Below are 25938 nucleotides of genomic sequence, written 5' to 3'. Positions count from 1 at the left end.
TCGATGAAAATACTGGTTCACATGTGCTGTGGGCCGTGCGCCATCACGCCTGTCCTGGCCCTCCTCGAGGCCGGGGCTGGCGTGACCGGCCTGTACTACAACCCCAACATCCACCCCCTGCAGGAATACCTGCGCCGTCGCGAGGGGGTGGCCCAGGTGGCCGAGCGTCTCGGCATTCCGGTCATCTTCAAGGACGACGAGTACGACCCGCAGGCGTATTTCCGGGCCGTGACCTTCCGCGAACCCAACCGCTGCGCCCCGTGCTATGCCCTGCGCCTGGAGCGGACCCTGTCCATCGCCCGGCGCGGCGGGTTCGACGCCTTCACGACCACGCTCCTCTACAGCAAGTTCCAGAAGCACGAGCAGATACGGATCATGGGGCAGGATCTGGCCCAGGGAGCCGGCGTGGCGTTCCATTACGAGGATTTCAGGGCGGGGTGGTCCGAAGGCATCGCCCTGTCGAAGGAGTGGGGAGTCTACCGCCAGCAGTACTGCGGGTGCCTGTACAGCGAGTTCGAGCGGTATTCCTCCGAACTGCGCACGCGCGCCTGATCCATGCTGCTCTACGTTCATGTACCCTTCTGCGTGCGCAAGTGCGGGTACTGCGCCTTTCACTCCGGGCCATTTTCTGCGCCCGAGGCGGAGCGTTACGTGGAGCTCGTGCTGCGCGAACTGGACTGCCGGGGAAAGGCCCTTGGGCGGCGCGCGGTGGAGACGGTCTACATCGGCGGCGGGACACCCTCCCTGCTGACCCCGGCGCAGATCGGGGCCATCCTCGAAGGGGCGGCCTCGCGTTTCGACCTGGAAGCGGGGGCCGAGATCACCCTGGAGGCCAACCCCGAGTCGGCCCTGAAGACCGGCTTTCTGGCCGCTGTGCGGGCTTTGGGCGTCAACCGCCTGAGCCTCGGCGTGCAGAGCCTGCGGGACGACCTGCTGGCCACCCTCGGCCGCTCCCATGACGCCGCCCGGGCCCGCCTGGCGGCGCGCGAGGCGCGCGAGTCGGGGTTTGCGAATCTGAGCCTGGACATGATCTGGGGGCTGCCCGGCCAGGACGTGTCCGCATGGCTCGCGGACCTGGCCGGCATCGTGGCGCTGGCCCCGGAACACATCTCCTGCTATGGCCTGAGCCTGGAGGAGGGCGCGCCGCTAGCCGAGTCCGTCGACGCCGGGAGGCTGTCCCTGCCCGACGAGGAGGAGGGGGCCCGCATGTATCTGGAAGGATCGGCGTATCTCGAATCCGAAGGGTTCGGGCATTACGAGATCTCGAACTACGCCCGCCCCGGACGCGAGAGCCGGCACAACCGGGGGTACTGGTCCGGCCGGGACTACCTGGGCCTGGGGCCGGCCGCCGTGTCCACTCTGGACGGGCGGCGCTGGGCGAACCCGGCCGGTCTCGACGAGTACGCCCGCACGGCGGCCATTGGCGCCGAAAGGGAAGGGACGGAGATCCTGACCGCCGATGTGCGGCGGCAGGAAATGGTCATGCTGGCCTTGCGCACGAGGGACGGCCTGGACCTGCAAGAATTCATGGCAGCGACCGGAATTGAGTTTCCGCGGCGCGACCCGGCTGTCGAGCGGCTTCGCTCCAGCGGGCTGGTCCGCCTCGGCGCTGGTCGCCTTCAACTGACACGCGAGGGCATGCTGGTCAGCAACTCCGTCATCGAGCTGGTGCTCGGAGTCCTGGACCGCACGCCCGCATCAACCGCGCAGGAATCGTATGACTGACAACACAGAATTTGGTGAGACCCCGAACGGGACATCCCAAAACGAGAATTTCGAAGCACAGGCATTCACCATGGCAGACCTGCCGCCCGTCCTGCGGGCCGCATCGCTGCGCCTGAACTGGACCGAGCTCATGCCGGTCCAGACCCAGACCATCCCGCTCATGCTGGAGGGGCTCGACGTCATGGTCCAGTCCCAGACCGGCAGCGGCAAAACCGGCGCCTTTCTGCTGCCGACCCTGAACCGCATCGATACGGCCTTGGGCGCGCCCCAGGCCATGGTCCTGGTCCCGACCCGCGAGCTGGCCGTGCAGGTCACGCGCGACGCCGAGGAGCTGGGCCGGGAGTGCGGCGTGCGGCCCGTGTCCATCTACGGCGGCGTGGGCTACAAGGGCCAGATCCAGGGACTGGAGAGCGGGGCCCAACTGGTTATCGGCACGCCGGGCCGCATCCTCGACCATCTGCTCAAAGGCACCCTCAACCTGGACCGGCTGAAGGTCATGATCTTCGACGAGGCCGACCGCATGCTGTCCATGGGTTTCTACCCGGACATGAAGCAGCTGCAGCGCTACCTGCCGCGCGGCCTGCAGTCGGCCATGTTCTCGGCCACCTACCCCGGCCACGTGAAGCGCCTGGCCCAGCAGTTCCTGAAGGACCCGGTCTTCGTCTCCCTGAGCCAGGAGCACGTCCACGTCAGCGAGGTGCTGCACGTGGTCTACAAGGTGCCGGCCATGCAGAAGAGCCGCATCCTGGTCAAGATCATCGAGCAGGAGAACCCGGCCTCGGCCATCATCTTCTGCAACACCAAGTCCGACGTGCACTTCGTGGCCACGGTCCTGCGCCGCTTCGGCTACGACGTGGGCGAGATCAGCGCCGATCTGACCCAGGCCGCCCGCGAGGAGGTCCTGGAAAAGCTGCGCCTGAACAAGCTCAAATTCCTGGTGGCCACGGACGTGGCCGCGCGCGGCATCGACATCCACGAGCTGTCCCACGTCTTCCAGTACCAGCCCCCCCAGGACCACGAGGCCTACGTGCACCGCACGGGCCGCACGGGCCGGGCCGGGGCGGCGGGTGTGGCCATCTCCTTCGTCTCGGGCATGGAGGAGATCGAACTCGAGCAGATTGCCAAGAAGTTCTCCATCCCCATGGTCGAGCACCAGGTCCCGGCCGACGAGGAACTGGAGACGCTCATTTCCCAGCGCGCGGTCTTCCTGCTGGAATCCCGCCTGCGCAAGGCCGACAACATCCAGAAGGAGCGCATGCAGCGCTTCATGCGCACCGTGGGCGAACTGGCGACCAACGATGATTCCCGGGCCCTGCTGGCCATGCTCGTGGACGAGTTCTACCAGGCCACGTTCCATGCCCCGCTGGAGCAGCCGTCGGAGAAGATGGTCGACATGGTCCGCCCGGTGCCCATCGAGGTCCGCCAGGCGGCCCCGGTCGAGGGCGGCCGGGCCGAGGGCGAGAAGCGCCGCCGCAAGCGTTCCCGCAAGAAGCCGGGCAACGGAGGCGAGGCGCGAGAACAGGAGCGGACCGATGCTCCATTGACGTCGCAGGAAGAGGATGCATACGTCCCCGCACCCGAGGCGGCGGCAGCTCCCCAGGCGGAAGCTCCACTGCCGCAGCGTGATGCGGCCCCGGCTGTGGAGCCCGACCGCGAAGAGCCGGAAGACGAAGAGCTGACTCCGCTCGAAGAGGTTTCTGGCGGAAGTCCTGCGGAAGCGGTGGAGGGCCAGCCTGCGACCGCGCCGAAGAAGCGTCGTCGCCGCCGCCCGCGAAAATCCTCTGCCCAGAAGGCCGAAGGGGTCCGTGACGGCGGAGCCGAGCAGGCGCCTGCCGAGGCCCGTCCCGCGGCGCGCAAGGAGCCTGCGGAGCCGCGTCCGGCGGAGGAAGCGCCAGCGCCCAAGGGAGCGGGCAATGACCGGGGCCGTTCCCGGGGCAGGAAGCCTGCGGACCAGCCGGCCGAGCCTGCGAAGCCCAAGAAGAAGATATTCCTCGAATGAGCACAAGCCCCGGCCTCGCCGGGGTTTTTTGTTCAGGGCACATGCCGTGAGGACGGGGCTGCCGCCGGCCGGGTTCCGGTGATTGCTGCTTTGCGGTCGACGGGAAGGTTGAATTCGCGTAGGCGAAATAGTGCAGCCCCGCACTGAAAAATCGAGGCCGGTTTCATTTCGTCCCGGGAAAGGGGGCCGCTGCGGGACAGGAGGCAACATGACACACGAACGACGCACGAGAAGCCGCGTCAACCTGGAATTTCCCCTGACCATCGCCTTCGAGGGCAAGCGCGTCCGGGGGCGGGTCCATGACCTGAGCCTCAAGGGCCTGTCCTGCTCCACGGAGGAGTGGATTCTGCCCGGCAAGGAGTGCGAGGTGACCCTGGAACTGGAATCGGGGCTGCGCATGCACATCCACGGCCGCATCATCCGGGCCGGCCAGGACGGGGCCATAGACTTCCTGCGCATGGACGAGACGAGCTTCAGTCACCTGCGCAACCTCGTCAGGCTCTACGCCGAGGATGCGGATGTCGTGGACGAGGAGCTGCGTCGTCCGGCGTTCACTCCAGAGGGCGGGCCTTTTCCAGAGTGAGCAGGGTCTGTTTCAGGGGCAGGCCGGGACCGAACCCGCCCAGCCCCAGGTCCGCGGCCAGGACGCGATGGCATGGGTACAGCAACGGCCAGGGGTTGCGGGCCATGACGCTGCCGACGGCCCGGGCCGCGCGTGGCGAGCCGCACATGGCGGCCAGCTGTCCATAGGTGGTGAAGGCCCCGCGGGGGACGCGGCGGCGCAGGTTGTCCAGGACCAGGATCGAAAAGGCCGTAAGTCCGTTCCAGTTCATGGGCAGCTCAGGCCAGACATCCTCTTCCAGAAGTCCGTAGTCCGAGACGATCCGCGCCAGTTCCGCCCCGAACGGTGAGCGCGGCGGCGTGGCCGGCCTGCGGTCGCCGCTCAGGTCGATGGCCGTCAGCAGGCCGTCCCGCCAGTGAAACGTGGCTGAAAACCAGTCGTTGGTAAAGGTCTCCGCAGTCGTATTCATGATTATTTCCCTCCCTCGGGATTGAACCATTGCGGCAGTGGGAAGCCCAGCGCCTTGCCCTGCCAGGTATCCTCTTGCGCGAGCAGCCTCCTGGCGGCGTCGAGATATCCGGCTTTGTCCAGGGCCCAGTCCGGGGCGACCAGTTCACCCGGTGCGGGGTCGCCGCCGAGCCTGTGCACGACGATTTCCGGCCGTAGCAGGGCAAGGCCCCGCACCAGCCAGCGCAGGGACTCGTCCTCCGTGAGAAGGTCCACGCGCCCTTCGCGCCAGTCCCGCGCCAATGCCGTGCCCCGGCAGATGTACAGATTGTGGAATTTGACGCCGGCCACGGGCAGGCTGTTGACAACGGCCATGGTTTGTTCGAAGTCCGCCAGGGTTTCGCCGGGCAGACCGGTGATGACGTGGGCGCAGACCTTGATGGCCCTTTCCCCGGCCTCGCGCGCCCAGCGCATGAAGCAGGCCGCGTCGTGACCCCGGTTGATGCGCCGCAGGGTGCGGTCGTGGGCCGACTGCAGCCCAAGGTCCAGCCAGACCTCCTCGAAGGGGGCAGCCCGCAGGACGTCCAGCTTTTCCTTGTCCAGGCAGTCCGGACGGGTGCCGATGGCGATGCCGAGGAGGTCGGGCAACCCTTCAAGCTCCTGCATCATGGCCCGCAGCCGCGCGGCCGGTCCATAGGTGTTGGAGAAGGACTGGATGTAGCCCAGGAAGCGGATTCCCCCGCCTCTGGCCAGGATGCGTTCGCGGCCGGCCAGGTACTGCTCCGCAAGGGACATTGCGGCTGCCTGGCCCGTTCCGGAGCCCTTCTCGTTGCAGAACGAACAGCCTCCGACGGATATGCTGCCGTCGCGGTTGGGGCAGGAACTGCCCGCGTCCAGGGGGATCTTGCGGACCCGGCACCCGAAACGTCGCCGGAAATAGACCGAGAGGGAATGGAATCGGTTTGGTGACATGCCTGGTATGATTGAAATTTGTCCCCTGCCGGGGCGGTAGTTGCCTGCGCGTTGATCTTCTGGTATTCAGCGCGGCTCATTACACGTCATTTTTCCGGCCCACCGGGTCGGTGTTCCGCCTTGGCATGTCCCGGAAGTGTCCGCGCGAGCGGACCATGCTGAACATGATAAAAGAGGAAATATATGTCCAGAATTTTGGATAAGATTTTAGGGTTCTTCTCGAACGACCTGGCCATCGATCTCGGGACTGCCAACACCTGCGTCTATGTCAAGGGCAAGGGTATCGTCCTGCGCGAACCCTCGGTCGTGGCCGTCAAACGCGACAACCGAGGCAACAACAAGGTCCTGGCCGTGGGCTCCGAGGCCAAGCGCATGCTCGGTCGCACGCCCGGCAACATCGTGGCCATCCGGCCCATGAAGGACGGCGTCATCGCCGACTTCGAGGTGACCGAGGCCATGCTCAGGCACTTCATCTCCAAGGTGCACAACAGCCGCCGGCTGGTGCGGCCGCGCATCGTCATCTGCGTGCCCACGGGCATCACCCAGGTCGAGAAGCGCGCCGTGCGCGAATCGGCCCAGAGCGCCGGCGCGCGCGAGGTCTTCCTCATCGAGGAGCCCATGGCCGCGGCCATCGGGGCCGACCTGCCCATCACCGAGCCGACGTCCAACATGGTCGTGGACATCGGCGGCGGCACCACGGAGGTGGCGGTCATCTCCCTGGCGGGCATCGTCTACTCCAAGTCCGTGCGCATCGGCGGGGACAAGATGGACGAGGCCATCCTGCAGCACGTCAAGCGCAAGTACAACATGCTTATCGGCGAAAGCTCGGCCGAGGACATCAAGATGACCATCGGCTCGGCCTATCCCCTGGACGAGGAGCTGATCATGGACGTCAAGGGTCGCGATCTCGTCTCGGGCATCCCGCAGAATATTTCCATCACCTCCGAGGAGGTGCGCAAGGCCATCTCCGAGCCCGTGGACTCCATTGTCCAGGCCGTGCGCATTGCCCTGGAGCAGACGCCGCCCGAACTGGCCGCGGACATCGTTGACCGGGGCATCGTGCTGACCGGCGGCGGGGCGTTGCTCAAGGGCCTCGACAGCCTGCTGCGCGAGGAGACCTCGCTGCCCATCACCGTGGTGGAAGACCCCCTGTCCACGGTGGCCCTGGGTTCCGGCAAGGTTCTCGACAACCTGGACGTGCTGCGCGAGGTAACCATCGATTAGACGTATGTCGCCCCGTTTCAAATATCTGCTTCTGTTCTTCTTTCTTCCGCTTTTTCTCTACTTTTCCATGTACACGTGGAACTGGAAGACGGGGTATCTGGACCGGCTGGCCGCCATGGTCGGTCTGGATGTCGCCGGCTGGGCCATGACTCCGGGGCGTTGGCTGCAGAACAACGTCGACGAGTTCTGGTCGCGCTACGTCTATCTGGTGGGGGTGCGGCAGGAGAATGAGGACCTGACCCAGCGAGTCCGCGAACTGGAGCTTGAACTGGTCCGGCTCTCGGAAAAGGCCAAGTCGGCCGACCGCCTGACGTCGCTGCTGCGCTTCAGCCCCGAGGCCGGCTGGCAGACGCGCGGCGGCCGGGTCATCGGCCAGCGGCTCGGACCCAACGCCATCCTGGAGACGCTGCTCATCGACCTGGGCACGGTCCACGGCGTGCGGGCCAACGATCCGGTCATCTCGCCGCGCGGGGTGGTGGGGCGCATCGCCAAGCCAGGGCTGCATTTTTCCTCGGTCCTGCTCCTTTCGGATTCGACCAGCCGGATACCGGTCATCACCAGCGACGGGCGGGTCCCGGCCATTGTCCAGGGTCAGGGGCCGGGCGCGTTTCTTGAAGTCAAGTTCATCCCCCGCAACGATCCCGTCTCCCCGGGCGAAATCCTGATCAGCTCCGGGCAGGGCGGCGTTTTTCCCAAGGGAATCCCCGTGGCCCGCGTGGTCGAAGTGACCCCCGCCGACGTCTCCCTGTTCCAGAAGGTCTACGCCGAGCCGTTGCTGGCCCTGAGGTACTACGAAGAACTGCTGGTCCTGAGCCGCGCGGACGGGTACGATCCGGGGCAGCCCGTGGCTTCCGCCGGCGATGGGCAACCCGCGGCAAACAGTACCGCAGGTCCGGTCGACGCGACCGCCGGTTCGGCCAAGGCCGCGGCGAATTCGACCGGCGTCGCCGGCGGCTCCCAGGGGCCGTCTGCGGCCAATGCGACGAAGCCGACCGAACCAGGGACCGAGCCGTCCAAGCCAGCGCGCCATCCCGTGCGCAAGAGGTCGTGAGATTGTCCGCCACCCCTTACGGCCGGCGACGTCCGGGCCAGATGCCCGACCCGGTCTGGTGGGCGGGGTATCTCGTGCTCGCCCTCTGGGCCCAGGAAATGTCCGGAGGGTTCGATTTTCTGACCCCCGGACTTCTCGTCTGCCTTCAGACCGGGCGGTGGTGGACGGTGGGCTGGATGACCGTGCTGTGGACGCTCGTGCAGGAAGGGATCGGCAATCTGGCCTTCGGAGTGGCCGTGCTCTTCTACGCCGGGATGTTCGCCTTGTTTCTGCTCACCAAATGGCTGCTCGAGCCTGAAAATCCGCTCTTCATCCTTCTTTTCTCCCTGGTGCTCTCCGTGTGGGCCTGGGCGGTCCTGAGCGGCGCCATCAGCTTCCAGGAAATCGGGGCGCGGATGCATGCGCCTTGGCCGTGGATCGCAAAGCAGTGGCTGGCGTATGTGCTGTTCTGGGGCGGGATGCTGATCGCATACCGCAGGTGGGGCGGACATGGGCGCGTTTGACACCCCCGAAAGACCCCGGATTTTTTCCGGCCCCAACCTGCTGCTGATCTGCATTGTCCTGCTTTTTTGCGTTTTCGGTATCCGCCTGTGGTATCTGCAGATCTACAAGAACGATTTCTACACCAGCCGCGCCCAGGAAAACAGGACCCGGCAGAGCACAATGTTTTCGCCGCGCGGAATCATCCGCGACCGGGACGGCGTGCTTTTGGCAGAGAACACGCCTGCCTACGCCCTGGCCCTGGTCCGCGAGGATTGCCCGGACATCCCGAAGACCCTCGACCAGGTCAGCCGCTGGACAGGTCAGCCGCGCGACGAGTTGGAGAAGGTCTTCGAGATCGGTCGAAAGCGGGTCAAGCACTTTGACGAGCAGGTCATCGTGCCCAACATCCCCTTCGAACTCGTGGCCCTGGTCGAAGCGCACCGGCTGGACTGGCCGGGCCTGACCATCGCCGTGCGGCCGAAACGCTCGTACGCCTACGGCCCGACCCTGGCTCACGTTCTCGGCTACGTGGCCAGGGCCAACGAGGAAGAGCTCAACGACGACCCGGACCTGCAGCTCGGCGACGACGTCGGCAAGCAGGGTGTGGAGTACGTGCTGGAACGCCGGCTGCGCGGGGCCAAGGGGCTGGAGGAGTTCGAGGTCGATGCGTCGGGCCGTGTGCTGTCATCCAGGATCGTCACCCAGCCGGTCAAGGGCGAGGATCTGAGCCTGAGCGTCTCCCTGAGTCTGCAGGAAGTGGCGACCAAGGCCCTGGACGGTCGCGCGGGCTCCGTGGTGGTCATGGACGCGAACACGGGCGAAATCCTCGCCCAAGTCAGCCTGCCCAGCTACGACCCCAACGAGTTCGTGGTCGGCATCAGCCACGCCAAGTGGAAGGAACTCCTCGAAGACCCGGAGCATCCCATGCAGAACCGTCCCGTGCAGAGCGCCTATCCGCCGGGTTCGGTCTTCAAGCTGGTCGTCGGCGGGCTGGCCCTGGAAAGCGGCTCGGTGACCCCGGCCACGACCGTGTTCTGCTCGGGCAGCTACAAACTCGGCGAGCGGTCCTTCCGGTGTTGGAACAAAGGCGGGCACGGGCTTGTCGATTTCAAGAAGTCGCTGCGTGAGTCCTGCGACGTATACTATTATCAACTCGGTGAACGCCTCGGCGTAAACGCCATCAGCGACTACGCGACACGCTGCGGTTTCGGTGTCAGGACCGGCGTCGAACTGCCGCACGAGCGGTCGGGAAACATGCCCACCGCCGAATGGAAGCTCAAGCGCTTCGGCGAGAAATGGCAGCGCGGCGAGACCCTGAACTATTCCATCGGCCAGGGGTACACCCAGACGACCCCGTTGCAGGTGGCCCGGTTCGTGGCCGCGCTGGTCAACGGTGGGAAGCTCCTGCGGCCGACGCTGCTCGCCACGGCTTCGCCAGACGTCATCGGCGAGCTGCCCATGAAGGCCTCCACGCGCAAGCTCATCCTCGACGCCATGGTGGCCACGGTCGAGGAGGACAGGGGCACCGCCCGCCTGCTGCGCCGTACGGGCATCCGTATCGGCGGAAAGACGGGCACGGCGCAGGTCGTCAAACTCATGGACAAGTACGAGAAGAAGAAAACCCAGGAGATCCCCTACAAATACAGGGATCATGCCTGGCTGGCGGGGTTCGCGGAAAAGGACGGGCGGCGGTATGTGGCCGTGGCCATGGTCGAGCACGGCGGACACGGCGGCTCGGACGCCGGGCCTGTGGTCGCCGCGGTGTTCGACGCCCTTTTCGGCGTGCAGCAGGGGAATTGAGGGGAGACGCACATGTTCGACAGACGCCTTGTCTTCCACATCAACTGGGGGCTCGTGGCCCTGACCGCGATCCTCTTCCTGGTCGGGGTGATCAACCTCTATTCGGCCAGCGCCCTGCGCGTCGCGACGGGCATCGAACTCGACAGCTACTTCAACAAGCAGCTGCTCTGGGGCGGCGCGGGCCTGCTGGTCATGTCCTGCATCGTCCTTGTGGACTATCGCCATTTCAAGGCCGTGTCCTGGCCCTATTTCGTCCTGTCGCTGCTTCTCTTGGTCGGGGTGAGCGTGGCCGGGAAAACCATCTACGGGGCCAGGCGCTGGCTCGACCTCGGGTTTTTCAACCTGCAGCCTACGGAACTGGCCAAGATAGCCGTGCTCATCCTGGGCGCGCGACTTCTGGCCCGCATGGACGGGCGCCTCGGCTGGGTCAATCTGGGCAAGGTCCTCCTTGTGGGGCTCGTGCCGGCGGTGCTCGTGGTCAAGCAGCCCGACCTGGGGTCGGCCCTGAACATCCTGCTGATTCTGGGCGGGATGATCCTTTTCAAGGGCATCGCGGGCGGGGTCTTCAAAGTGCTGATCGTGGTTCTGCCCTCCACGCTGCCCTTCGGGTGGTTCTTTCTCCACGACTACCAGAAGCAGCGCATCCTGACGTTCCTCGATCCCGGCAACGATCCCCTCGGCGCAGGGTATCACATCATCCAGTCCCAGATCGCCATCGGGTCGGGCGGTTTCTGGGGCAAGGGCTTCCTGCAGGGCACCCAGAGCCAGTTGCGCTTTCTGCCCGAGAAACACACGGACTTCGCCTTCGCCGTGTTCGGCGAGGAGTGGGGATTTTTCGGGTCCGTGATCCTGCTGACCCTTTTCTGCTCCTTCCTCTACCAGATCTACATCGTGGCCATGGAAGCCAAGGACGATTTCGGCAGCTATCTCGCCGCCGGGGTCTTCTTCTACTTCTTCTGGCAGATCCTCATCAACATGGGCATGGTCCTCGGCATCATGCCCGTGGTCGGCATCCCCCTGCCTTTCATCAGTTACGGGGGCAGCGCTTCCGTGGTCAATTTTTGCATGATCGGCGTGGTTCTCAACGTGGCCATGCGCAGGTTCGTCTTCAAGAACGCCTGAAGTTTCTGACCCGTTTTTCGGAGCATGTCATCTTTTCAGACCGGAGGGGCCGGAAAATGTTCCGGCGCCGTTTCCGGTCGGCGCGTTTTCATGGGTCAGAATGGTGCATCCAAGGCACGTGAATTTCTGAACAAAGTGCGCAAACCCAGGACTTGCAAACCAATTTGCTGACAGTTTGTCCAAAAAGATTTTGACACGAAAATGGGAATCAGATAGAGGCCCTGTGACTTTGAACAAAAATTCACATACTTTTTGGGGGGCGGCATGATTGATCTCGATTGGACATTTTTTATGCAACTTGTGAACTTTCTGATCATCCTGACGGTGCTGAACCTGATCCTGTTTCGCCCGATCCGTGGGATCATCAAGAAGCGGGCCGAGGTCATGAGCGAAAAGCTCGGTTCCATCGAGGCCTTCACGGCCAAGGCTGAGTCCAAGCTCGAAAATTACAAGGCTTCCCTGTCCGGTGCCCGGGTCGAGGCGCAGCAGCTGCGCGTGTCCCTGAAGGCCGAAGGGTCCGAAGCCGAGGCCGCGGTCCTGTCCAAGGCCGGCGCCGAAGCCGCCGAGAAGGTCGCCGCCGCCCGCAAAGAGATCGATGGTCAGAAGCAGGCCGCCCTGAAGGCCCTGCGCAACGAAGTCGCGGGCTATGCCAAGAACGTCGCCGACAAGGTGCTCAGCAAGGCGTAGTCGGGCTGGAATTTCCTTGTGTGTCATAGATGTACTTTTTCATATAAGGAGGGCGGAATTTTGAAAAAATTCAAGACTGTCGGATTGGTGACGGCAGCACTGGTTCTTTGCGCGGCGATTGCCTTCGCCAGCGACGGAGAGGGTGGGGGTCATAACAAATGGCTCGACCTTCTGTATCGCTTTATCAATTTCGGCATCGTGGCCTTCCTGGTCTACAAGTTCGCGGGCAAGCGCGTTGCGGACATGCTGACCGGCCGCACCAAGCAGATCGAGACGGATCTGGCCGACCTCGACGAGCGTAAGGAAGACGCGGAGAAGCGCCTGCTGGAAGTTGAGTCGAGCATCGCCAATCTCGAGGCCGAGAAGGCCAAGATCCTTGCCGACGCCAAGGCCCAGGGCGAGGCCATGCGCCAGGCGATCATCGAGAAGGCCGAAGTCCAGGCTGCGCAGATCAAGGCTCAGGCCGAAGTTTCCGCGGCTCAGGAGGCCAAGCTGGCCATCGACGCCATCCGTGAAGAGCTGGCCGAAAAGATCGTCGCTGCCGCCGAAGACATGGTGAAAAAGCAGCTGAAGAAGAAAGATCACGAAGATTTGGTCAACGAATATCTTAAAAAGGTGGTGCTCAATTGACTGGGAATATCGTAGCAAGACGGTACGCCAAGGCGTTGTTCACCGTTGCGCAGGCGCAGTCCGACAAGGCTGTCATGGCGCAGTACGGCGACGACTTGGCCAGGCTGGCTGGAGTCCTGGAGAATGCGCCTGAGCTCACGAGGATCTTCCGCAACCCGATTTTCGGAGTGGAAGAAAAGAGAGGAGTGATCGTCAAGATTCTGGACAAGGTCGCGCCCTGCGCCATGGTCCGGAACTTCTGTCTGCTTCTGGCGGACAAGAACAGGCTGGCTTTTCTCCCCGAGATCAACGCGTCATACGGCATGCTCCTGGATGCGGCCCAAGGCGTTCTTCGTGGCAAACTGGTGACGGCTGTGAAGCTTTCCGACGGGGTGCAGAAGAACGTTGTCGACAAACTGCAAAAAGAGTCGGGTCAGAAGGTGGTCCTCGATTACGAAGTTGATCAGGACATCATCGGCGGGCTCATGCTCAAGATCGGGGACAAGGTCCTTGACGCTAGTATTCGGGCTCAACTGCAAATTTTGAAAGAAAATATCAAAAGGGGTGAGTAGAGGCTATGCAGATCAAAGCAGAAGAAATTAGCCAGATCATCGAAGGCCAGATCAAGAACTACGAGAAAAAGGTCGAGATGAGCGAGACTGGCGTGGTCCTGTCGGTGGGTGACGGTATCGCCCGCGTTTACGGCTGCGAAAACGCGATGGCCATGGAACTCCTCGAGTTCCCCGGTAACGTCATGGGCATGGTCCTGAACCTTGAAGAAGACTCCGTGGGCGTCGCTCTTCTCGGCGAGACCGAACACATCAAGGAAGGCGACATCGTCAAGCGTACGGGCCGGATCTTCCAGGTTCCCGTCGGCGACGCGGTCATGGGTCGTGTCATCGACCCCCTGGGCAATCCCATCGACGGTCTGGGACCGATTCAGACGGATATGTTCCGTAACGTCGAAATCAAGGCTCCCGGCATCATCGCCCGTAAGTCCGTTCACGAGCCCATGTACACGGGTCTGAAGGCCATCGACGCCATGACCCCCATCGGCCGCGGACAGCGCGAACTGATCATCGGCGACCGTCAGGTCGGCAAGACCGCCGTCGGCGTTGACGCCATCATTGCTCAGAAGAACAGTGATATCCACTGCTTCTACGTCGCAATCGGCCAGAAACGCTCCACCGTCGCTCAGGTCGTCGAAGCCCTTCGCCAGAACGGCGCACTGGCTTACACCACGGTTATCTCCTCCACCGCTTCCGAACCGGCTCCCCTGCAGTTCATCGCGGCCTACTGCGGATGCACCATGGCGGAGTTCTACCGCGACAACGGCAAGCACGCCCTGATCGTGTACGACGATTTGTCCAAGCAGGCTGTGGCTTACCGCCAGATGTCCCTGCTGCTGCGCCGCCCTCCGGGACGTGAAGCTTTCCCCGGCGACGTTTTCTACCTGCACTCCCGCCTGCTGGAGCGCTCCTGCAAGGTCAACGACAGCCTCGGCGCCGGTTCCCTGACCGCCCTGCCGGTCATCGAAACCCAGGCCGGCGACGTGTCCGCGTACATCCCGACCAACGTTATCTCCATCACGGACGGTCAGGTCTACCTGGAGCCGAACCTGTTCATGGCCGGCATCCGTCCCGCCATCAACGTCGGTCTGTCCGTCTCCCGAGTTGGCGGTGCGGCCCAGATCAAGGCCATGAAGAAGGTCGCCGGCACCCTGCGTCTCGACCTCGCCCAGTACCGCGAACTGGCCGCCTTCGCCCAGTTCGGCTCCGACCTGGACAAGGCCACCAAAACCAAGCTGACCCGCGGTGAGCGTCTGGTCGAACTGCTCAAGCAGCCTCAGTACCAGCCCATGCCCGTCGAAGAGCAGGTCGCCGTGCTGTACGCCGGCACCCGCGGCTACCTCGACGACGTCGCCGTGACCGACGCTATCCGCTTCGGCAACGAACTGGTCGACTTCATGCGCAACCAGAAGTCCGACGTCCTGGCCGAAATCGTGCAGACCAAGGACCTTGGCGCCGAAACCGAAAAGAAGCTGGCCGCAGCCCTGACCGAGTTCAAAGCCGGTTTCAAAGCCTAGGATCGTTTAAGGAGTCGTAAATGGCATCACTGAGGGACATTCAAAACAAGATCGTCGGTGTGAAAAAGACCAAGCAGATCACGAAAGCGATGAACATGGTCGCTTCCGCGAAGCTGCGTGGTGCTCAGAACCGAATCGAGCGCTTCCGTCCCTATGCTGATAAGTTCCATGACATTCTTATCGATCTGGCTTCCCGCGCCGACGCCAGCGTCCATCCCCTGCTCGAGAAGCGCGAAGAGATCCAGAACATAGGCATCGTTCTGGTCACTTCGGACAAGGGGCTGTGCGGCAGCTTCAACGCGAACCTCTGCAACGCCGCCAACAGGCTGGCCAAGCAGAAGGAAGCAGAAGGCAAGACCGTCAAGTTTATCTGCATCGGAAAGAAAGGCAGGGATTTCATCCGCAAGACGAGGTTCGAGATCGTTTCGCAGTACGCTGAGAATATGACCAACTTCGATTTCCAGTTGGCCAGCGAAACGGGCAACCTCGTCATCGATGGGTATCTCTCCGGACAGTTTGACGAAGTGCATATCGTTTTCGGAAAGTTCGTGAGCATCGCCAAGCAGGAAGCGACGTCGTCACAGATCCTCCCGGCCGAGACGGCCGAGGCGGAAGTACCGACCGTCGCCACGAGCGAATACATCTTCGAACCATCGGTGGAAGGGCTTCTGGCCGAACTTCTGCCCAGATACGTCAAGGTCCAGATGTACCGCGGCCTGCTTGACACTTCGGCCAGCGAGCATGCGGCGCGCATGTCGGCCATGGATAACGCGACCAAGAACTGCGACGAAATGGTCGGCAGCCTGACCCTTGTCTACAACAAGGCGCGCCAGGCGAGCATCACCACCCAATTAATGGACATCGTAGGCGGTGCCGAGGCACTGAAAGGATAAGGGGGCATAACGCATGAGTGCTGTTAATACCGGTAAAATAGTGCAGGTCATCGGGCCTGTTGTCGACTTGGAGTTTGCCGAAGGCAAACTTCCAGGCATCCTGAACGCCATTCTGATCACCAACCCGACCATCGACGCCGAAGAAGACAACCTGGTCGTCGAAGTCGCCCAGCACCTTGGCAACAGCGTCGTTCGCTGCATCGCCATGGACAACACCGACGGTCTGGTTCGCGGCCAGATCGGCAAGGACACGGGCAAGCCCATCCAGGTGCCCGTAGGCAAGGCCTCCCTTGGCCGCATCCTGAACGTCGTGGGTCGCCCCGTGGACGAAAAGGGCCCCATCGTCGCCGAGAAGAGCTACCCGATCCACCGCTCGGCCCCGAGCTTCACCGAGCAGTCGACCAAGATCGAAGTGCTTGAGACTGGCGTCAAGGTCATCGACCTGCTCGTCCCCTTCCCCAAGGGCGGCAAGATGGGCATGTTCGGTGGCGCCGGCGTCGGCAAGACCGTTATCCTCATGGAGATGATCAACAACATCGCCAAGAACCACGGCGGCATCTCCGTGTTCGCCGGTGTCGGCGAGCGCACCCGTGAAGGCAACGACCTGTACCACGAAATGATAGACGCGGGCGTTCTGGACAAAGCCTGCCTTGTCTACGGTCAGATGAACGAACCTCCGGGAGCCCGTTCCCGCGTCGCTCTGACCGCTCTGGCCGCCGCGGAGTACTTCCGTGACGAAGAAAACCAGGACGTGCTCCTGTTCGTCGACAACATCTTCCGTTTCACCCAGGCCGGCTCCGAAGTCTCCGCGCTTCTCGGCCGCATGCCCTCCGCCGTCGGTTACCAGCCGACCCTGGGCACCGACCTTGGTGAACTGCAGGAACGCATCACCTCCACCAACAAGGGTTCCATCACCTCGGTGCAGGCCGTTTACGTTCCCGCCGACGACTTGACCGACCCCGCCCCGGCCACGACCTTCTCGCACCTTGACGGAACCATCGTTCTGTCCCGTCAGATCGCCGAGCTTGGCATCTACCCCGCGGTGGATCCGCTGGACTCCACGTCCCGCATCCTCGACCCCAACGTCATCGGCATGGACCACTACATGACCGCTCGCGCCGTGCAGAGAATCCTCCAGAAGTACAAGGACCTGCAGGACATCATCGCGATTCTGGGCATGGACGAACTGTCCGACGAAGACAAGCTGACCGTTTCCCGCGCCCGCAAGATGCAGCGCTTCCTGTCCCAGCCCTTCTTCGTTGCCGCGCAGTTCACCGGCAAGGAAGGCCGCTACGTGAAGCTCGAAGACACCATCAAGGGCTTCAAGGAGATCATCGAAGGCAAGCACGACGCCATTCCGGAGTCCTGCTTCTACATGGTCGGCGGCTTGGACGAGGCTCTGGAAAACGCCAAGAAACAGTAATTCTTGCCCTGGGGTATTGATATGGCTAAGACAATAACGCTTGAAATTGTGACACCGGACAAGATGGTGCTGCAGGAAGAGGTCGACTACGTCGGCGCTCCCGGCATCAACGGTGAATTCGGTGTCCTGCCCAATCATATCCCGTTTCTCTCTGCGCTTGGTATCGGGAGCCTCTACTACAAACTGAACGGCAAAAAGTACTACGTCTTTGTTGCCGGCGGGTTTGCCGAGGTGTCCCCTGCGAAGGTGACAGTTCTTGCTGAAGTGGCGGAAAAAGCTGAAGAAATCGATCTGGAACGGGCCCGCAGGGCTCAGGAAAGAGCCGAGCAGCGCGCCAAGCAGCAACAGGAGAAATTGGATCACGCGGCCGTGCAGGCCGCCCTGGCCAGGGCGCTTCACCGCATGAAGTGTCGTGCTAGCGCCGTGAGCGAAGGCACGTGCCGCATGTAATGAAGGCTGTATGACGACTACGAAGGCAGGTTCTCCGGAACCTGCCTTTTTTTTTGCTTCAGGGGGTTGAACGGCGGCCCATCTGTCGATATTTTCCGGGCCTGTTTGCATACGGGATTATGAGAACATCTGCGACGCCGGCTTCCTGTCAGGCGCCGATATTTCCCGCCAGTCGGGAGACTTTCGCACAGCTATGGAGTAACGGATGAGCGCTACATTGGGTTATGTTCTTCTTGCGGCCGGAAAGGGAACCAGGATGCATTCCGATTCCCCAAAGGTGCTGCAAACGGTTTTGGGCAAGCCTTTGCTTGGATATGTCTTCGATGCGCTCGCGCATGTGCCGCCAGGGCTCGTTTGGACGGTCATCGGATTCGGTGCGCATGAGGTCCGCGCTGCATTTGCCGCGCGGGATCTGCAATTCGTCCTGCAGGAAGAGCAACTGGGCACAGGGCATGCCGTTTCGCTCGCCTGGCCGGAGATCGTCGCCAGCGGTCTGACCCACGTCTGCGTTCTGAATGGCGACACCCCGTACGTGCCTGTGCAGGAAGTGGAGGCCCTTGCGGATTTGTGCCGGGATGAAGGCGCTGCGATGGGCATGCTGACCCTGGAGCTGGAAAACCCGTTCGGATACGGGCGGGTAGTCCGGTCCCCGGATGGCACGGTCTTGCGTGTCGTGGAGGAAAAAGACTTCGATGCCGTGGAGTACGGAGGCGAGATCAACGAGGTCAATTCCGGCGTCTACGTGTTCGATGTGGCCCTGTGCTCCGGGCTTCTGGCGAAGATGGACCGGGACAACGCTCAGGGCGAGTTCTATCTGACGCAGTTGATCAGCCTTTGCGCCGAGGCGGGGCTGTGCGTTGCAGGCATGCCGTTCGGCAGCTCCGAGCTGCTGCGCGGCATCAATTCTCCGCAGGAGCTGGTTGACTTCGAGGACGCGCTCCGAGCGCGGATTGTCGCGGGACATCTGCGGTCAGGCGTCATTCTGCGCGGTGGATCATCGATCGTCATCGGGCCCGATGTCGAAATCGCACCCGGGGCCGAGATCGTCGGTCCGTGCGAAATCTACGGGCGCACACGGATTGAGCGCGGCGCGCGCATCTCGTCCCACTGCTGGATCAGGGACGCGGTTCTTGGTCCTTGCCAAGTGAAATCCTTTTCTCATATTGAGGGGGCACGCATCGGCGAAGGTGCGTCGGTTGGTCCCTATGCCCGTCTCCGGCCGGGGGCAGACATCGGCCGCAAGGCCCGGGTCGGCAATTTCGTGGAGGTCAAGAATGCGACCCTCCACGAGGGCGCCAAGGCGGGGCACCTGTCCTACCTCGGCGACAGCGACATCGGCGCGGACGTGAACATCGGCGCGGGCACCATCACCTGCAACTATGACGGGGTGCGCAAGCACCGCACCGAGATCCGCGAGAAAGCCTTCATCGGGAGCAACACCGCCCTGGTGGCTCCGGTGGTCGTGGGGGCCGGGGCGGTTGTCGGGGCGGGGTCCGTGGTGACGAAGGACGTCCCTGACGCGGCCCTCTGCGTCGCCAGGGCCAGACAGACGAACATCGAGAGAAGAAAGCGCCAAGAAAAACCTCAATCCTAGGACGTTACATGGATATCCTGAATCAACTCACCGAGAAGATAACCCTTCTCCTGGAACGCCAGGAGGCCTTGAAACTTGAGAATTCGCAATTAAAGGAATCTCTTGAGCAGGAACGACAGACCAAGGAAGCGGTCCTGGCCAAGGTCGAAAATATCTTGAACAGGTTGCAAGAGGTTGATAGAAACTAGTCAATGCCAGGATACAATTTGACCGTGCTCGGCCTCGAACTTTCCTTCGCGGCCGACGTCCCGCCCGAGCGGATTCACCAGGCGGTGGATTTCGTGCACAAGCGATACAGCGAGTTGCAGGGGCGGGCCAGCAACATGAGCAAGGAGCGGCTCCTGACATATCTGGCACTCAGTCTGGCCGACGATTATTTACATGATCAAGGGAGGCTGTCGCAGCTTGAAGGCAATCTGCAGCAGCTTCTTTCGAAGATAGATAGTCCTGAAGAATAGCAGACCTAAACCCTGGAGGGACAGTGATTGGTGATGCGTTTTTGAGCCAATAAAGCGCAATTAGGGTAGCTTACAACGGCCTTGTGTGCATGCTCCGGATATTTCCGGAGAAGCCTTATGGGCTGTAGCCAACCCCCTCTTAACTTAAGAGGTTCAAAATAAATCCCAACACTGCCTTCCGGGGCTTTTCAAAAGTCTGTTCCTTCGTCGAACCAGGCCCGCCCGATTCCCTCCTTGCAGATGCGATCACACGCGCTGTCGTTCCCGACGTCCGATTGAAGGACAGGAGCGTCACTTTATGGCCCTCGCGCAGGCGTTTCAATATATTGCGCCAAGGAGTTTTTCATGGCTGACATCATCATCACCGCATTCATCTGTATCGGCATCGGTGCGGTAGCGGGTTATCTTTTCAAGAAATATATCACCGACAAGGAAATCGAGGACGCGCAGAAGCTTTCCGAGCGCATTCTCGACGAGGCGAAGAAGGACGCCCAGGCGCACAAGAAGGAACTGCTGCTTCAGGCCCAGGACGAGGTCTTTGCCTTGAAGAAGGAGATCGAGCAGGACGCCAAGGACCGCGAGCGCGAACTCAAGAAGAACGAGGCCAGGCTCCAGGCCAAGGAAGAGCGCCTGGAAAAGAAGGTCGAATCCCTGGCCCAGAAGGAAAGCGAACTGGTCAACCTGGAAAAGAAGGTCGCCAGACAGGAGCGGGCAGTGGAGGAGAAGGAGGAGTCCCTGCAGGACCTGGTCACCCAGCAGCAGGCCAGGCTCGAGGAAATTTCGGGCCTCACGGCCGAAGAGGCCCGCACCCGCCTCATGCAGGAGATCGAGAGCAAGGCCCGGCATGAAGCGGCCAAGATGGTCCGCGTCATCGAGGTCGAAGCCCAGGAGACCGCCCACCGCAAGGCCCAGATGATCATCGCCAGCGCGGTCCAGCGCTACGCCGGTGACTACGTCGCCGAGCACACGGTCAGCTCCGTCGAGCTGCCGAGTGAGGACATGAAGGGCCGCATCATCGGTCGCGAAGGGCGCAACATCCGCGCCATCGAGGCCGCCACCGGCGTGGACCTGATCATCGACGACACCCCCGAGACGGTCATTCTGTCCGCCTACAACCCCCTGCGCCGCGAAGTTGCCAAGCGCTCCCTGGAGCGTCTCATCAGCGACGGCCGCATCCACCCCGCCCGCATCGAGGACATCGTCAAGAAGGTCGAGAAGGAGATGGACGTCCAGATCCGCGAGATCGGCGAGCAGGCCACCTTCGACCTCGGCGTGCACGGCATCCACCCCGAGATCGTGCGCCTGCTGGGGCAGCTGCGCTTCCGCACCAGCTTCACCCAGAACGTGCTGCAGCATTCCCTCGAAGTCGCGTTCCTGTGCGGCATCATGGCCGCGGAGCTGGGGCTGGACATCAAGAAGGCCAAGCGCGCCGGCTTGCTCCATGACCTGGGCAAGGCCGTGGACCACGAGGTGGAAGGTCCCCACGCCATCATCGGCGCCGACCTGGCCAAGAAGTACAACGAGTCGAGCGAAATCGTGCACGCCATCGCGGCTCACCACGAGGACGTGCCGCCCAAGTCCGTGTACGCGGTCCTGGTGCAGGCCGCCGACAGCCTGTCGGGCGCCCGCCCCGGCGCACGCAAGGAACTGTTGGAGAGCTACGTCAAGCGCCTGGAGGAGCTGGAAGGCATCGCCACCGGCTTCAACGGCGTGAGCCGCGCCTTCGCCATCCAGGCCGGCCGCGAGGTGCGCGTCATGGTTGACTGCGACGCGGTCAACGACGACCAGATATTCATGCTGAGCAAGGACATCGCCAAGCAGATCGAGGAGAAGATGACCTACCCCGGCCAGATCCGGGTCACAGTCATCCGCGAGAAGAGGGCCGTAGGCATTGCCAAGTAGCTCCTTTGTGCGGCTTCTTTTTCTCGGCGACATAGTTGGCAGAACAGGGCGGCAGATGGTGAAGGACCATCTGCCGCGTTTGCGTCGTGAAATGGGCCTGACCACCGTATTGGCCAACGGCGAGAACGCTTCCGGGGGCCTGGGGATTTCGGCCAAGAGCGCCATGGAACTGCGGCGCGCCGGAGTGGACGTGCTGACCACGGGCAATCACGTCTGGAAGTTCCCCGACATCCGGCCCGTGCTGGCGGGCGAACCCTGGATACTGCGGCCGGCCAACTACCCGGCCGGGGCGCCGGGACGCGGCTGCGGCGTGTTCAGTCTGGGGGAAGGACTGCCCGAGCTTGCGGTCATGAACCTCCAGGGACGGACGTTCATGGACCCCGTGGACTGCCCGTTCGCAACGGCCGAGGGCCTGCTGGCATCCATCCCGTCCGGGGCGCTGGTTGTGGTGGACATGCACGCCGAAGCCACCTCCGAAAAGCGGGCTCTGGCCCACATGTTGCGCGGCCGCGTGCAGGCCGTCGTGGGCACGCACACGCACGTGCAGACCAACGACGCCTGCGTGCTGGACGGTGTCACAGGGTACATTTCAGACCTCGGCATGTGTGGGCCCGAGGACTCGTGTCTGGGCATGGACAACGACGTCATTCTGCGCAAGTTTCAGACCTGCCTGCCGCAACGTTTTGAACTTGCGAAAGGACCGTGCATGCTGAACGGTGTTGTGATCGAACTGGACCGGGGAAAATGCCTGAGCATCGTCCCCTGGCAATACAGGGAACATAAGGAAGAGCCATGACAGACAAAGAGTTGGCCCGTCAGCTGGAACAGATCCGGCGCGGGAGTGTGGAGATCATCAACGAGGAGGAACTGGTCGAGAAGCTGCGCCGCGGCACGCCCTTGCGCGTCAAGGCGGGGTTCGACCCCACGGCCCCGGACCTGCACCTGGGCCACACCGTCCTCATCCAGAAGCTCAAGCATTTCCAGGAGCTCGGCCACCACGTCATCTTTCTGATCGGCGATTTCACGGGCATGATCGGCGACCCTTCGGGCAAGTCCGAGACGCGCAAGACCCTGACGCGCGAGGCCGTGCTGCAAAACGCCGAGACCTACAAGAAGCAGATCTTCAAGATCCTCGACCCTGAGCGGACCGAGGTCGCCTTCAACTCCACCTGGATGGACGCCTTCACGGCCGCTGATTTCATCGGCCTGTGCTCCCGCTACACCGTGGCGCGCATGCTCGAACGCGACGACTTCGAGAAGCGCTTCAAAGGCAACCAGCCCATCGCCATCCACGAGTTCCTCTACCCCCTGGTGCAGGGGTACGATTCCGTGGCCCTGCGCGCCGACGTCGAGCTCGGCGGCACGGACCAGAAGTTCAACCTGCTCATGGGGCGCCACCTGCAGCGCGAGCACGGCCAGGCCTCGCAGATCGTCCTGACCGTGCCCATCCTCGAAGGCCTCGACGGCGTGCAGAAGATGAGCAAGTCTTTGGGCAACTACATCGGCATCGACGAGGCCCCGGCCGACATCTTCGGCAAGGTCATGTCCGTCTCCGACGAACTCATGTGGCGCTACTACGAGCTGCTTTCGGACCGCTCCCTCGACGACATCGGGCATCTGCGCGAGCAGGTCCTGAACGGGGCCCTGCATCCCAAGACCGCCAAGGAGGATCTTGCCGAGGAGCTCACGCGCCGCTTCCACGGCCCTGAGGCGGCTTCCGCGGCGCGCGAGGGGTTCAACGCCGTGTTCGCAAAGCAGGGGATTCCCGAGGATATCGAGGTCTTCGAAGCGGCTGCCGGAACGACGCTGGTCGACGTGCTGAGCGAGAGCGGGGTCTGCTCGTCCAAGGGCGACGCACGCCGCATGTGCAAGCAGAATGCCGTGACCGTCGACGGCAGCAAGGAGGACGATCCCGCCTTTGCGTTCGATGCCGGCGAATACGTGCTCAAGGTCGGCAAGAAGCGCTTCCTCAAGGTCATGGCGAAGTAGGGGGGAGCATGTGGCGTAAAATCGTTCTCCTGGCCCGCATGGTCAAGATCGAGCATTCCATCTTCGCCCTGCCCTTCGCCTATCTCGGCATGCTCTGGGCTGCCGCCGGGTGGCCCGGTTGGCGGGTCTTCATCGCCCTGACCGTGGCCATGGTCGCGGTGCGCTCCTTCGCCATGGCCGTGAACAGGCTGGCGGACCTGCCCATCGACTCCAAGAACCCGAGGACCCTGACGCGCCCCCTGGTGACCGGGGAGATTGGGGTGGCCGAGACGCGGATCTTCATCGCTGCGAGCGCCGTCATCTTCGTCGCAGCCTGCTGGTTCCTGAATCCGCTGTGCCTGGCGCTTTCGCCCGTAGCCCTTGTCTGGTCCGGGCTGTACAGCTTCACCAAGCGGTTTTCGGCCCTGTGCCATTTCTTTCTGGGCTCGGTCCTGGGGCTGGCCCCGCTGGCCGGCTGGCTGGCCGTTTCGCCCGCGGTGGAGATGGCCCCGATCCTGCTCGCCCTCGGCGTGACCTTCTGGGTGGGCGGCTTCGATATCCTCTACGCCTGCCAGGACGTGGAGTTCGATCGCACCGAGGGCCTGCATTCCCTTCCGGCCCGGCTTGGCGTGGGACCGGCCCTGGCCGTTTCGACCTTCAGCCACGTGGTCACCAGTCTTTTTTTTCTGCTGGCGGGCTGGGCCTGCGGGGCCGGACTCGTCTATCTCGCCGTGTGCCTGGCGGTGGCAGCTATCCTGCTGCTTGAGCATCGACTCATATCGGAGCACGACATGAGCCGGGTCAACCTGGCGTTTTTCACCCTGAACGGTTTTGTGGCCGTCTTTCTGTTTGCCGGGGCCGTCCTCGATACGGTGCTCGGGTAACTCTGTCCTTTGAGGGGGCGTCTCATGCGCGAAGCCAATGTTTTCCCTTCCTACCGCGGGGAAATGGAATATGTCTGCCTCGGCTGTCAGGCCAGGTATCCCATCGACGAACTGCACTACACCTGCCCGCAGTGCAAGGGCGTGTTCCTGCTCGAGGACGCCCGTTTTGGCGAGCTCGAAAAGACTTCCGGCCAAGCCTGGCGCGACACGTTCGACCTGCGCGCTGCCACCAAGAACCCGGCGCTGCGTGGCATTTTCCGTTTCTATGAACTGATGGCGCCCGTGCTCGGCGAATCCGACATCGTCTACCTCGGCGAGGGCAACACGCCCGTGACCCGCTCTTCCCCCGCCCTGGAGCGTCTCGTGGGCCAGCCCATGGCTTTCAAGAACGACGGGCAGAACCCCTCGGCCTCCTTCAAGGACCGCGGCATGGCCTGCGCCTTTTCCTACCTGCGCCATCTCGTGGCCAAACACGGCTGGGACAACGTCCTGACAATCTGCGCCTCCACGGGCGACACCTCGGCCGCCGCGGCGCTCTATGCCGCCTACGTGGGTGAGCCCCTGACCTCCGTGGTGCTCCTGCCCAAAGGCAAGGTCACGGCACAGCAGCTGTCACAGCCCCTGGGCAGCGGCGCGCGCGTGCTCGAAATCCCCGGCGTGTTCGATGACTGCATGAAGGTCGTCGAGTATCTGGCCGACCATTACCGCGTGGCATTGCTCAATTCCAAGAACGCCTGGCGCATCTTGGGCCAGGAGAGTTACGCCTTTGAAGTGGCCCAGTGGTACAATTGGGACATGCGCGGCAAGGCCGTGTTCGTGCCCATCGGCAACGCGGGCAACATCACGGCCGTCATGGGCGGCTTCCTGAAACTTTTGCGCCTTGGCGTCATCGACGTGCTGCCGCGCATCTTCGGCGTGCAGTCCGAACATGCCGACCCGGTCTTCCGCTATTACGCCCAGACTGCTGGCGAGAGACGCTACGAGGCCGTCAAGGTGCGCCCCTCCGTGGCCCAGGCAGCCATGATCGGCAATCCCGTCTCCTTCCCGCGCGTGGCCTTCCTGGCGGACAAATACCAGGCTCTGGGCGGCTCCTTCCAGGTGGTGCAGGTCAGCGAGCAGCGCATCATCGAGTCCATGCTGCTGGCCAACCGCCACGGGCACATCGCCTGCACCCAGGGCGGCGAATGCCTGGCCGGGCTGCTCAAGGCCCGGGAGCAGGGCCTCATGGACAAGGGCGAGCTGGCCGTCCTGGACGCCACGGCCCACGCGCTCAAGTTCTCGGGCTTCCAGGACATGTACTACCAGAATTCCTTCGGCCCGGAGTACGGCATCACGCCCGACGAGAAGCTCGCCAACGCTCCGCGTCTGGTCATCGGGCAGGAGGACAAGGACCGTCTTTCCGAGGACGCCTTCACGGCCCAGGCGGCGCAGAACGTTGTAGAGATTCTGGGGCTGAACAAAAGGTAGTCCTGTCCGAGACGATCCGTGCAGGAAAGGCCGGGGCTTGCGTCCCGGCCTGTTTTTTTTGCGTAGAGCGACGGCGTCGCTTGGCTGTCGGAGGAGGAGCCGTGGATAGAGAGCGCCGGTGCGTTGTCTTGC

At 62.9% G+C, this 25938-nt stretch carries 26 protein-coding genes and 1 other RNA gene; 25 read left to right on the top strand and 2 right to left on the bottom strand.

Going from position 1 to position 25938, the window contains the following annotated elements; translation table 11 throughout:
* Window positions 1-3 precede the first annotated feature (3 nt).
* The 4 genes from ACYQ3G_RS03890 (at window position 4) to ACYQ3G_RS03875 (ending at window position 4307) form a co-directional block, all read left to right on the top strand.
* Window positions 4-552, top strand: coding sequence for an epoxyqueuosine reductase QueH (locus tag ACYQ3G_RS03890; protein ID WP_459822498.1), 549 nt, complete (start codon window positions 4-6; stop codon window positions 550-552).
* Window positions 553-555: 3 nt separating this feature from the next.
* Window positions 556-1725 carry a radical SAM family heme chaperone HemW gene (gene hemW, locus ACYQ3G_RS03885; protein WP_459822496.1) on the top strand — a complete coding sequence of 390 codons (1170 nt, stop codon included), beginning with the start codon at window positions 556-558 and terminating at the stop codon, window positions 1723-1725.
* A 70-nt stretch (window positions 1726-1795) separates the two neighbouring features.
* Window positions 1796-3724: a DEAD/DEAH box helicase gene (locus ACYQ3G_RS03880; RefSeq protein WP_459822494.1), complete on the top strand. Its 1929-nt coding sequence runs from the start codon at window positions 1796-1798 to the stop codon at window positions 3722-3724.
* A 208-nt stretch (window positions 3725-3932) separates the two neighbouring features.
* Window positions 3933-4307 (top strand): PilZ domain-containing protein, encoded by a 375-nt coding sequence (locus tag ACYQ3G_RS03875; RefSeq protein ID WP_028576921.1) that lies wholly within the window; start codon window positions 3933-3935, stop codon window positions 4305-4307.
* Here the strand turns inward: ACYQ3G_RS03875 and ACYQ3G_RS03870 are convergent.
* Together ACYQ3G_RS03870 and mnmL are read right to left on the bottom strand one after the other, a co-directional pair.
* Window positions 4276-4755, bottom strand: a complete 480-nt coding sequence (locus ACYQ3G_RS03870; RefSeq protein ID WP_459822491.1) for a methylated-DNA--[protein]-cysteine S-methyltransferase — start codon at window positions 4753-4755, stop codon at window positions 4276-4278. The two genes, ACYQ3G_RS03875 and ACYQ3G_RS03870, sit on opposite strands and share 32 nt — an antisense overlap.
* Before the next feature lie 2 nt (window positions 4756-4757).
* Window positions 4758-5705: a tRNA modification radical SAM protein MnmL/YtqA gene (gene mnmL, locus ACYQ3G_RS03865; protein WP_459822489.1), complete on the bottom strand. Its 948-nt coding sequence runs from the start codon at window positions 5703-5705 to the stop codon at window positions 4758-4760.
* A gap of 183 nt (window positions 5706-5888) precedes the next feature.
* Between mnmL and ACYQ3G_RS03860 the strand changes: the two genes are divergently transcribed.
* The 21 genes from ACYQ3G_RS03860 to thrC all read left to right on the top strand — a co-directional run bounded on the left by ACYQ3G_RS03860 (window position 5889) and on the right by thrC (window position 25806).
* Complete coding sequence (locus ACYQ3G_RS03860; RefSeq protein WP_028576924.1) at window positions 5889-6929, top strand: rod shape-determining protein; 1041 nt, start codon at window positions 5889-5891, stop codon at window positions 6927-6929.
* A 4-nt stretch (window positions 6930-6933) separates the two neighbouring features.
* Window positions 6934-7980 carry a rod shape-determining protein MreC gene (gene mreC, locus ACYQ3G_RS03855; RefSeq protein WP_459822486.1) on the top strand — a complete coding sequence of 349 codons (1047 nt, stop codon included), beginning with the start codon at window positions 6934-6936 and terminating at the stop codon, window positions 7978-7980.
* A gap of 2 nt (window positions 7981-7982) precedes the next feature.
* The gene (locus ACYQ3G_RS03850; protein WP_459822484.1) at window positions 7983-8483 is read left to right on the top strand and encodes a hypothetical protein; all 501 of its coding nucleotides are present in this window, start codon (window positions 7983-7985) and stop codon (window positions 8481-8483) included.
* Window positions 8470-10263, top strand: coding sequence for a penicillin-binding protein 2 (mrdA, locus tag ACYQ3G_RS03845; protein ID WP_459822482.1), 1794 nt, complete (start codon window positions 8470-8472; stop codon window positions 10261-10263). The genes ACYQ3G_RS03850 and mrdA overlap by 14 nt, the downstream gene beginning before the upstream one ends.
* Window positions 10264-10275: 12 nt before the next feature.
* Window positions 10276-11385, top strand: coding sequence for a rod shape-determining protein RodA (rodA, locus tag ACYQ3G_RS03840; protein ID WP_028576926.1), 1110 nt, complete (start codon window positions 10276-10278; stop codon window positions 11383-11385).
* A gap of 291 nt (window positions 11386-11676) precedes the next feature.
* Window positions 11677-12072, top strand: a complete 396-nt coding sequence (locus tag ACYQ3G_RS03835; protein WP_245578274.1) for a F0F1 ATP synthase subunit B — start codon at window positions 11677-11679, stop codon at window positions 12070-12072.
* 60 nt (window positions 12073-12132) lie between these two features.
* The gene (locus ACYQ3G_RS03830) at window positions 12133-12702 is read left to right on the top strand and encodes a F0F1 ATP synthase subunit B (protein ID WP_028576928.1); all 570 of its coding nucleotides are present in this window, start codon (window positions 12133-12135) and stop codon (window positions 12700-12702) included.
* Complete coding sequence (gene atpH / locus ACYQ3G_RS03825; RefSeq protein WP_459822478.1) at window positions 12699-13253, top strand: ATP synthase F1 subunit delta; 555 nt, start codon at window positions 12699-12701, stop codon at window positions 13251-13253. Before ACYQ3G_RS03830 ends, atpH begins: the two co-directional genes overlap by 4 nt.
* A gap of 5 nt (window positions 13254-13258) precedes the next feature.
* Entirely contained in the window at window positions 13259-14767 is a 1509-nt protein-coding gene (gene atpA, locus ACYQ3G_RS03820; RefSeq protein WP_459822476.1) for a F0F1 ATP synthase subunit alpha, read from the top strand.
* Between the two features lie 20 nt (window positions 14768-14787).
* Window positions 14788-15660 carry a F0F1 ATP synthase subunit gamma gene (locus ACYQ3G_RS03815; RefSeq protein WP_459822474.1) on the top strand — a complete coding sequence of 291 codons (873 nt, stop codon included), beginning with the start codon at window positions 14788-14790 and terminating at the stop codon, window positions 15658-15660.
* Between the two features lie 13 nt (window positions 15661-15673).
* Entirely contained in the window at window positions 15674-17083 is a 1410-nt protein-coding gene (gene atpD, locus ACYQ3G_RS03810) for a F0F1 ATP synthase subunit beta (protein ID WP_459822472.1), read from the top strand.
* A gap of 21 nt (window positions 17084-17104) precedes the next feature.
* A complete protein-coding gene (locus ACYQ3G_RS03805; protein WP_028576933.1) occupies window positions 17105-17533 on the top strand; it encodes a F0F1 ATP synthase subunit epsilon in 429 nt (142 codons plus the stop codon).
* Window positions 17534-17738: 205 nt separating this feature from the next.
* Entirely contained in the window at window positions 17739-19127 is a 1389-nt protein-coding gene (gene glmU / locus ACYQ3G_RS03800) for a bifunctional UDP-N-acetylglucosamine diphosphorylase/glucosamine-1-phosphate N-acetyltransferase GlmU (RefSeq protein ID WP_459822470.1), read from the top strand.
* 8 nt (window positions 19128-19135) lie between these two features.
* Window positions 19136-19315, top strand: a complete 180-nt coding sequence (locus tag ACYQ3G_RS03795; protein ID WP_043774879.1) for a hypothetical protein — start codon at window positions 19136-19138, stop codon at window positions 19313-19315.
* 24 nt (window positions 19316-19339) lie between these two features.
* Window positions 19340-19585, top strand: a complete 246-nt coding sequence (locus ACYQ3G_RS03790; protein ID WP_459824174.1) for a cell division protein ZapA — start codon at window positions 19340-19342, stop codon at window positions 19583-19585.
* 6 nt (window positions 19586-19591) lie between these two features.
* Window positions 19592-19774, top strand: a non-coding RNA gene (gene ssrS / locus ACYQ3G_RS03785) — 6S RNA.
* Between the two features lie 156 nt (window positions 19775-19930).
* The gene (gene rny / locus ACYQ3G_RS03780) at window positions 19931-21487 is read left to right on the top strand and encodes a ribonuclease Y (protein WP_459822467.1); all 1557 of its coding nucleotides are present in this window, start codon (window positions 19931-19933) and stop codon (window positions 21485-21487) included.
* A 7-nt stretch (window positions 21488-21494) separates the two neighbouring features.
* A complete protein-coding gene (locus tag ACYQ3G_RS03775; protein WP_459822465.1) occupies window positions 21495-22283 on the top strand; it encodes a TIGR00282 family metallophosphoesterase in 789 nt (262 codons plus the stop codon).
* The gene (gene tyrS / locus ACYQ3G_RS03770; protein WP_459822463.1) at window positions 22280-23476 is read left to right on the top strand and encodes a tyrosine--tRNA ligase; all 1197 of its coding nucleotides are present in this window, start codon (window positions 22280-22282) and stop codon (window positions 23474-23476) included. The genes ACYQ3G_RS03775 and tyrS overlap by 4 nt, the downstream gene beginning before the upstream one ends.
* Before the next feature lie 8 nt (window positions 23477-23484).
* Entirely contained in the window at window positions 23485-24339 is an 855-nt protein-coding gene (locus tag ACYQ3G_RS03765; protein WP_459822461.1) for a UbiA-like polyprenyltransferase, read from the top strand.
* A gap of 24 nt (window positions 24340-24363) precedes the next feature.
* Window positions 24364-25806, top strand: coding sequence for a threonine synthase (thrC, locus tag ACYQ3G_RS03760; RefSeq protein ID WP_459822459.1), 1443 nt, complete (start codon window positions 24364-24366; stop codon window positions 25804-25806).
* Window positions 25807-25938: the final 132 nt, after the last annotated feature.

Source organism: Desulfomicrobium salsuginis, assembly GCF_054657795.1.
Note: the sequence above shows the minus strand (reverse complement) of the source record. Positions and strands in the feature narration are given on the sequence as shown.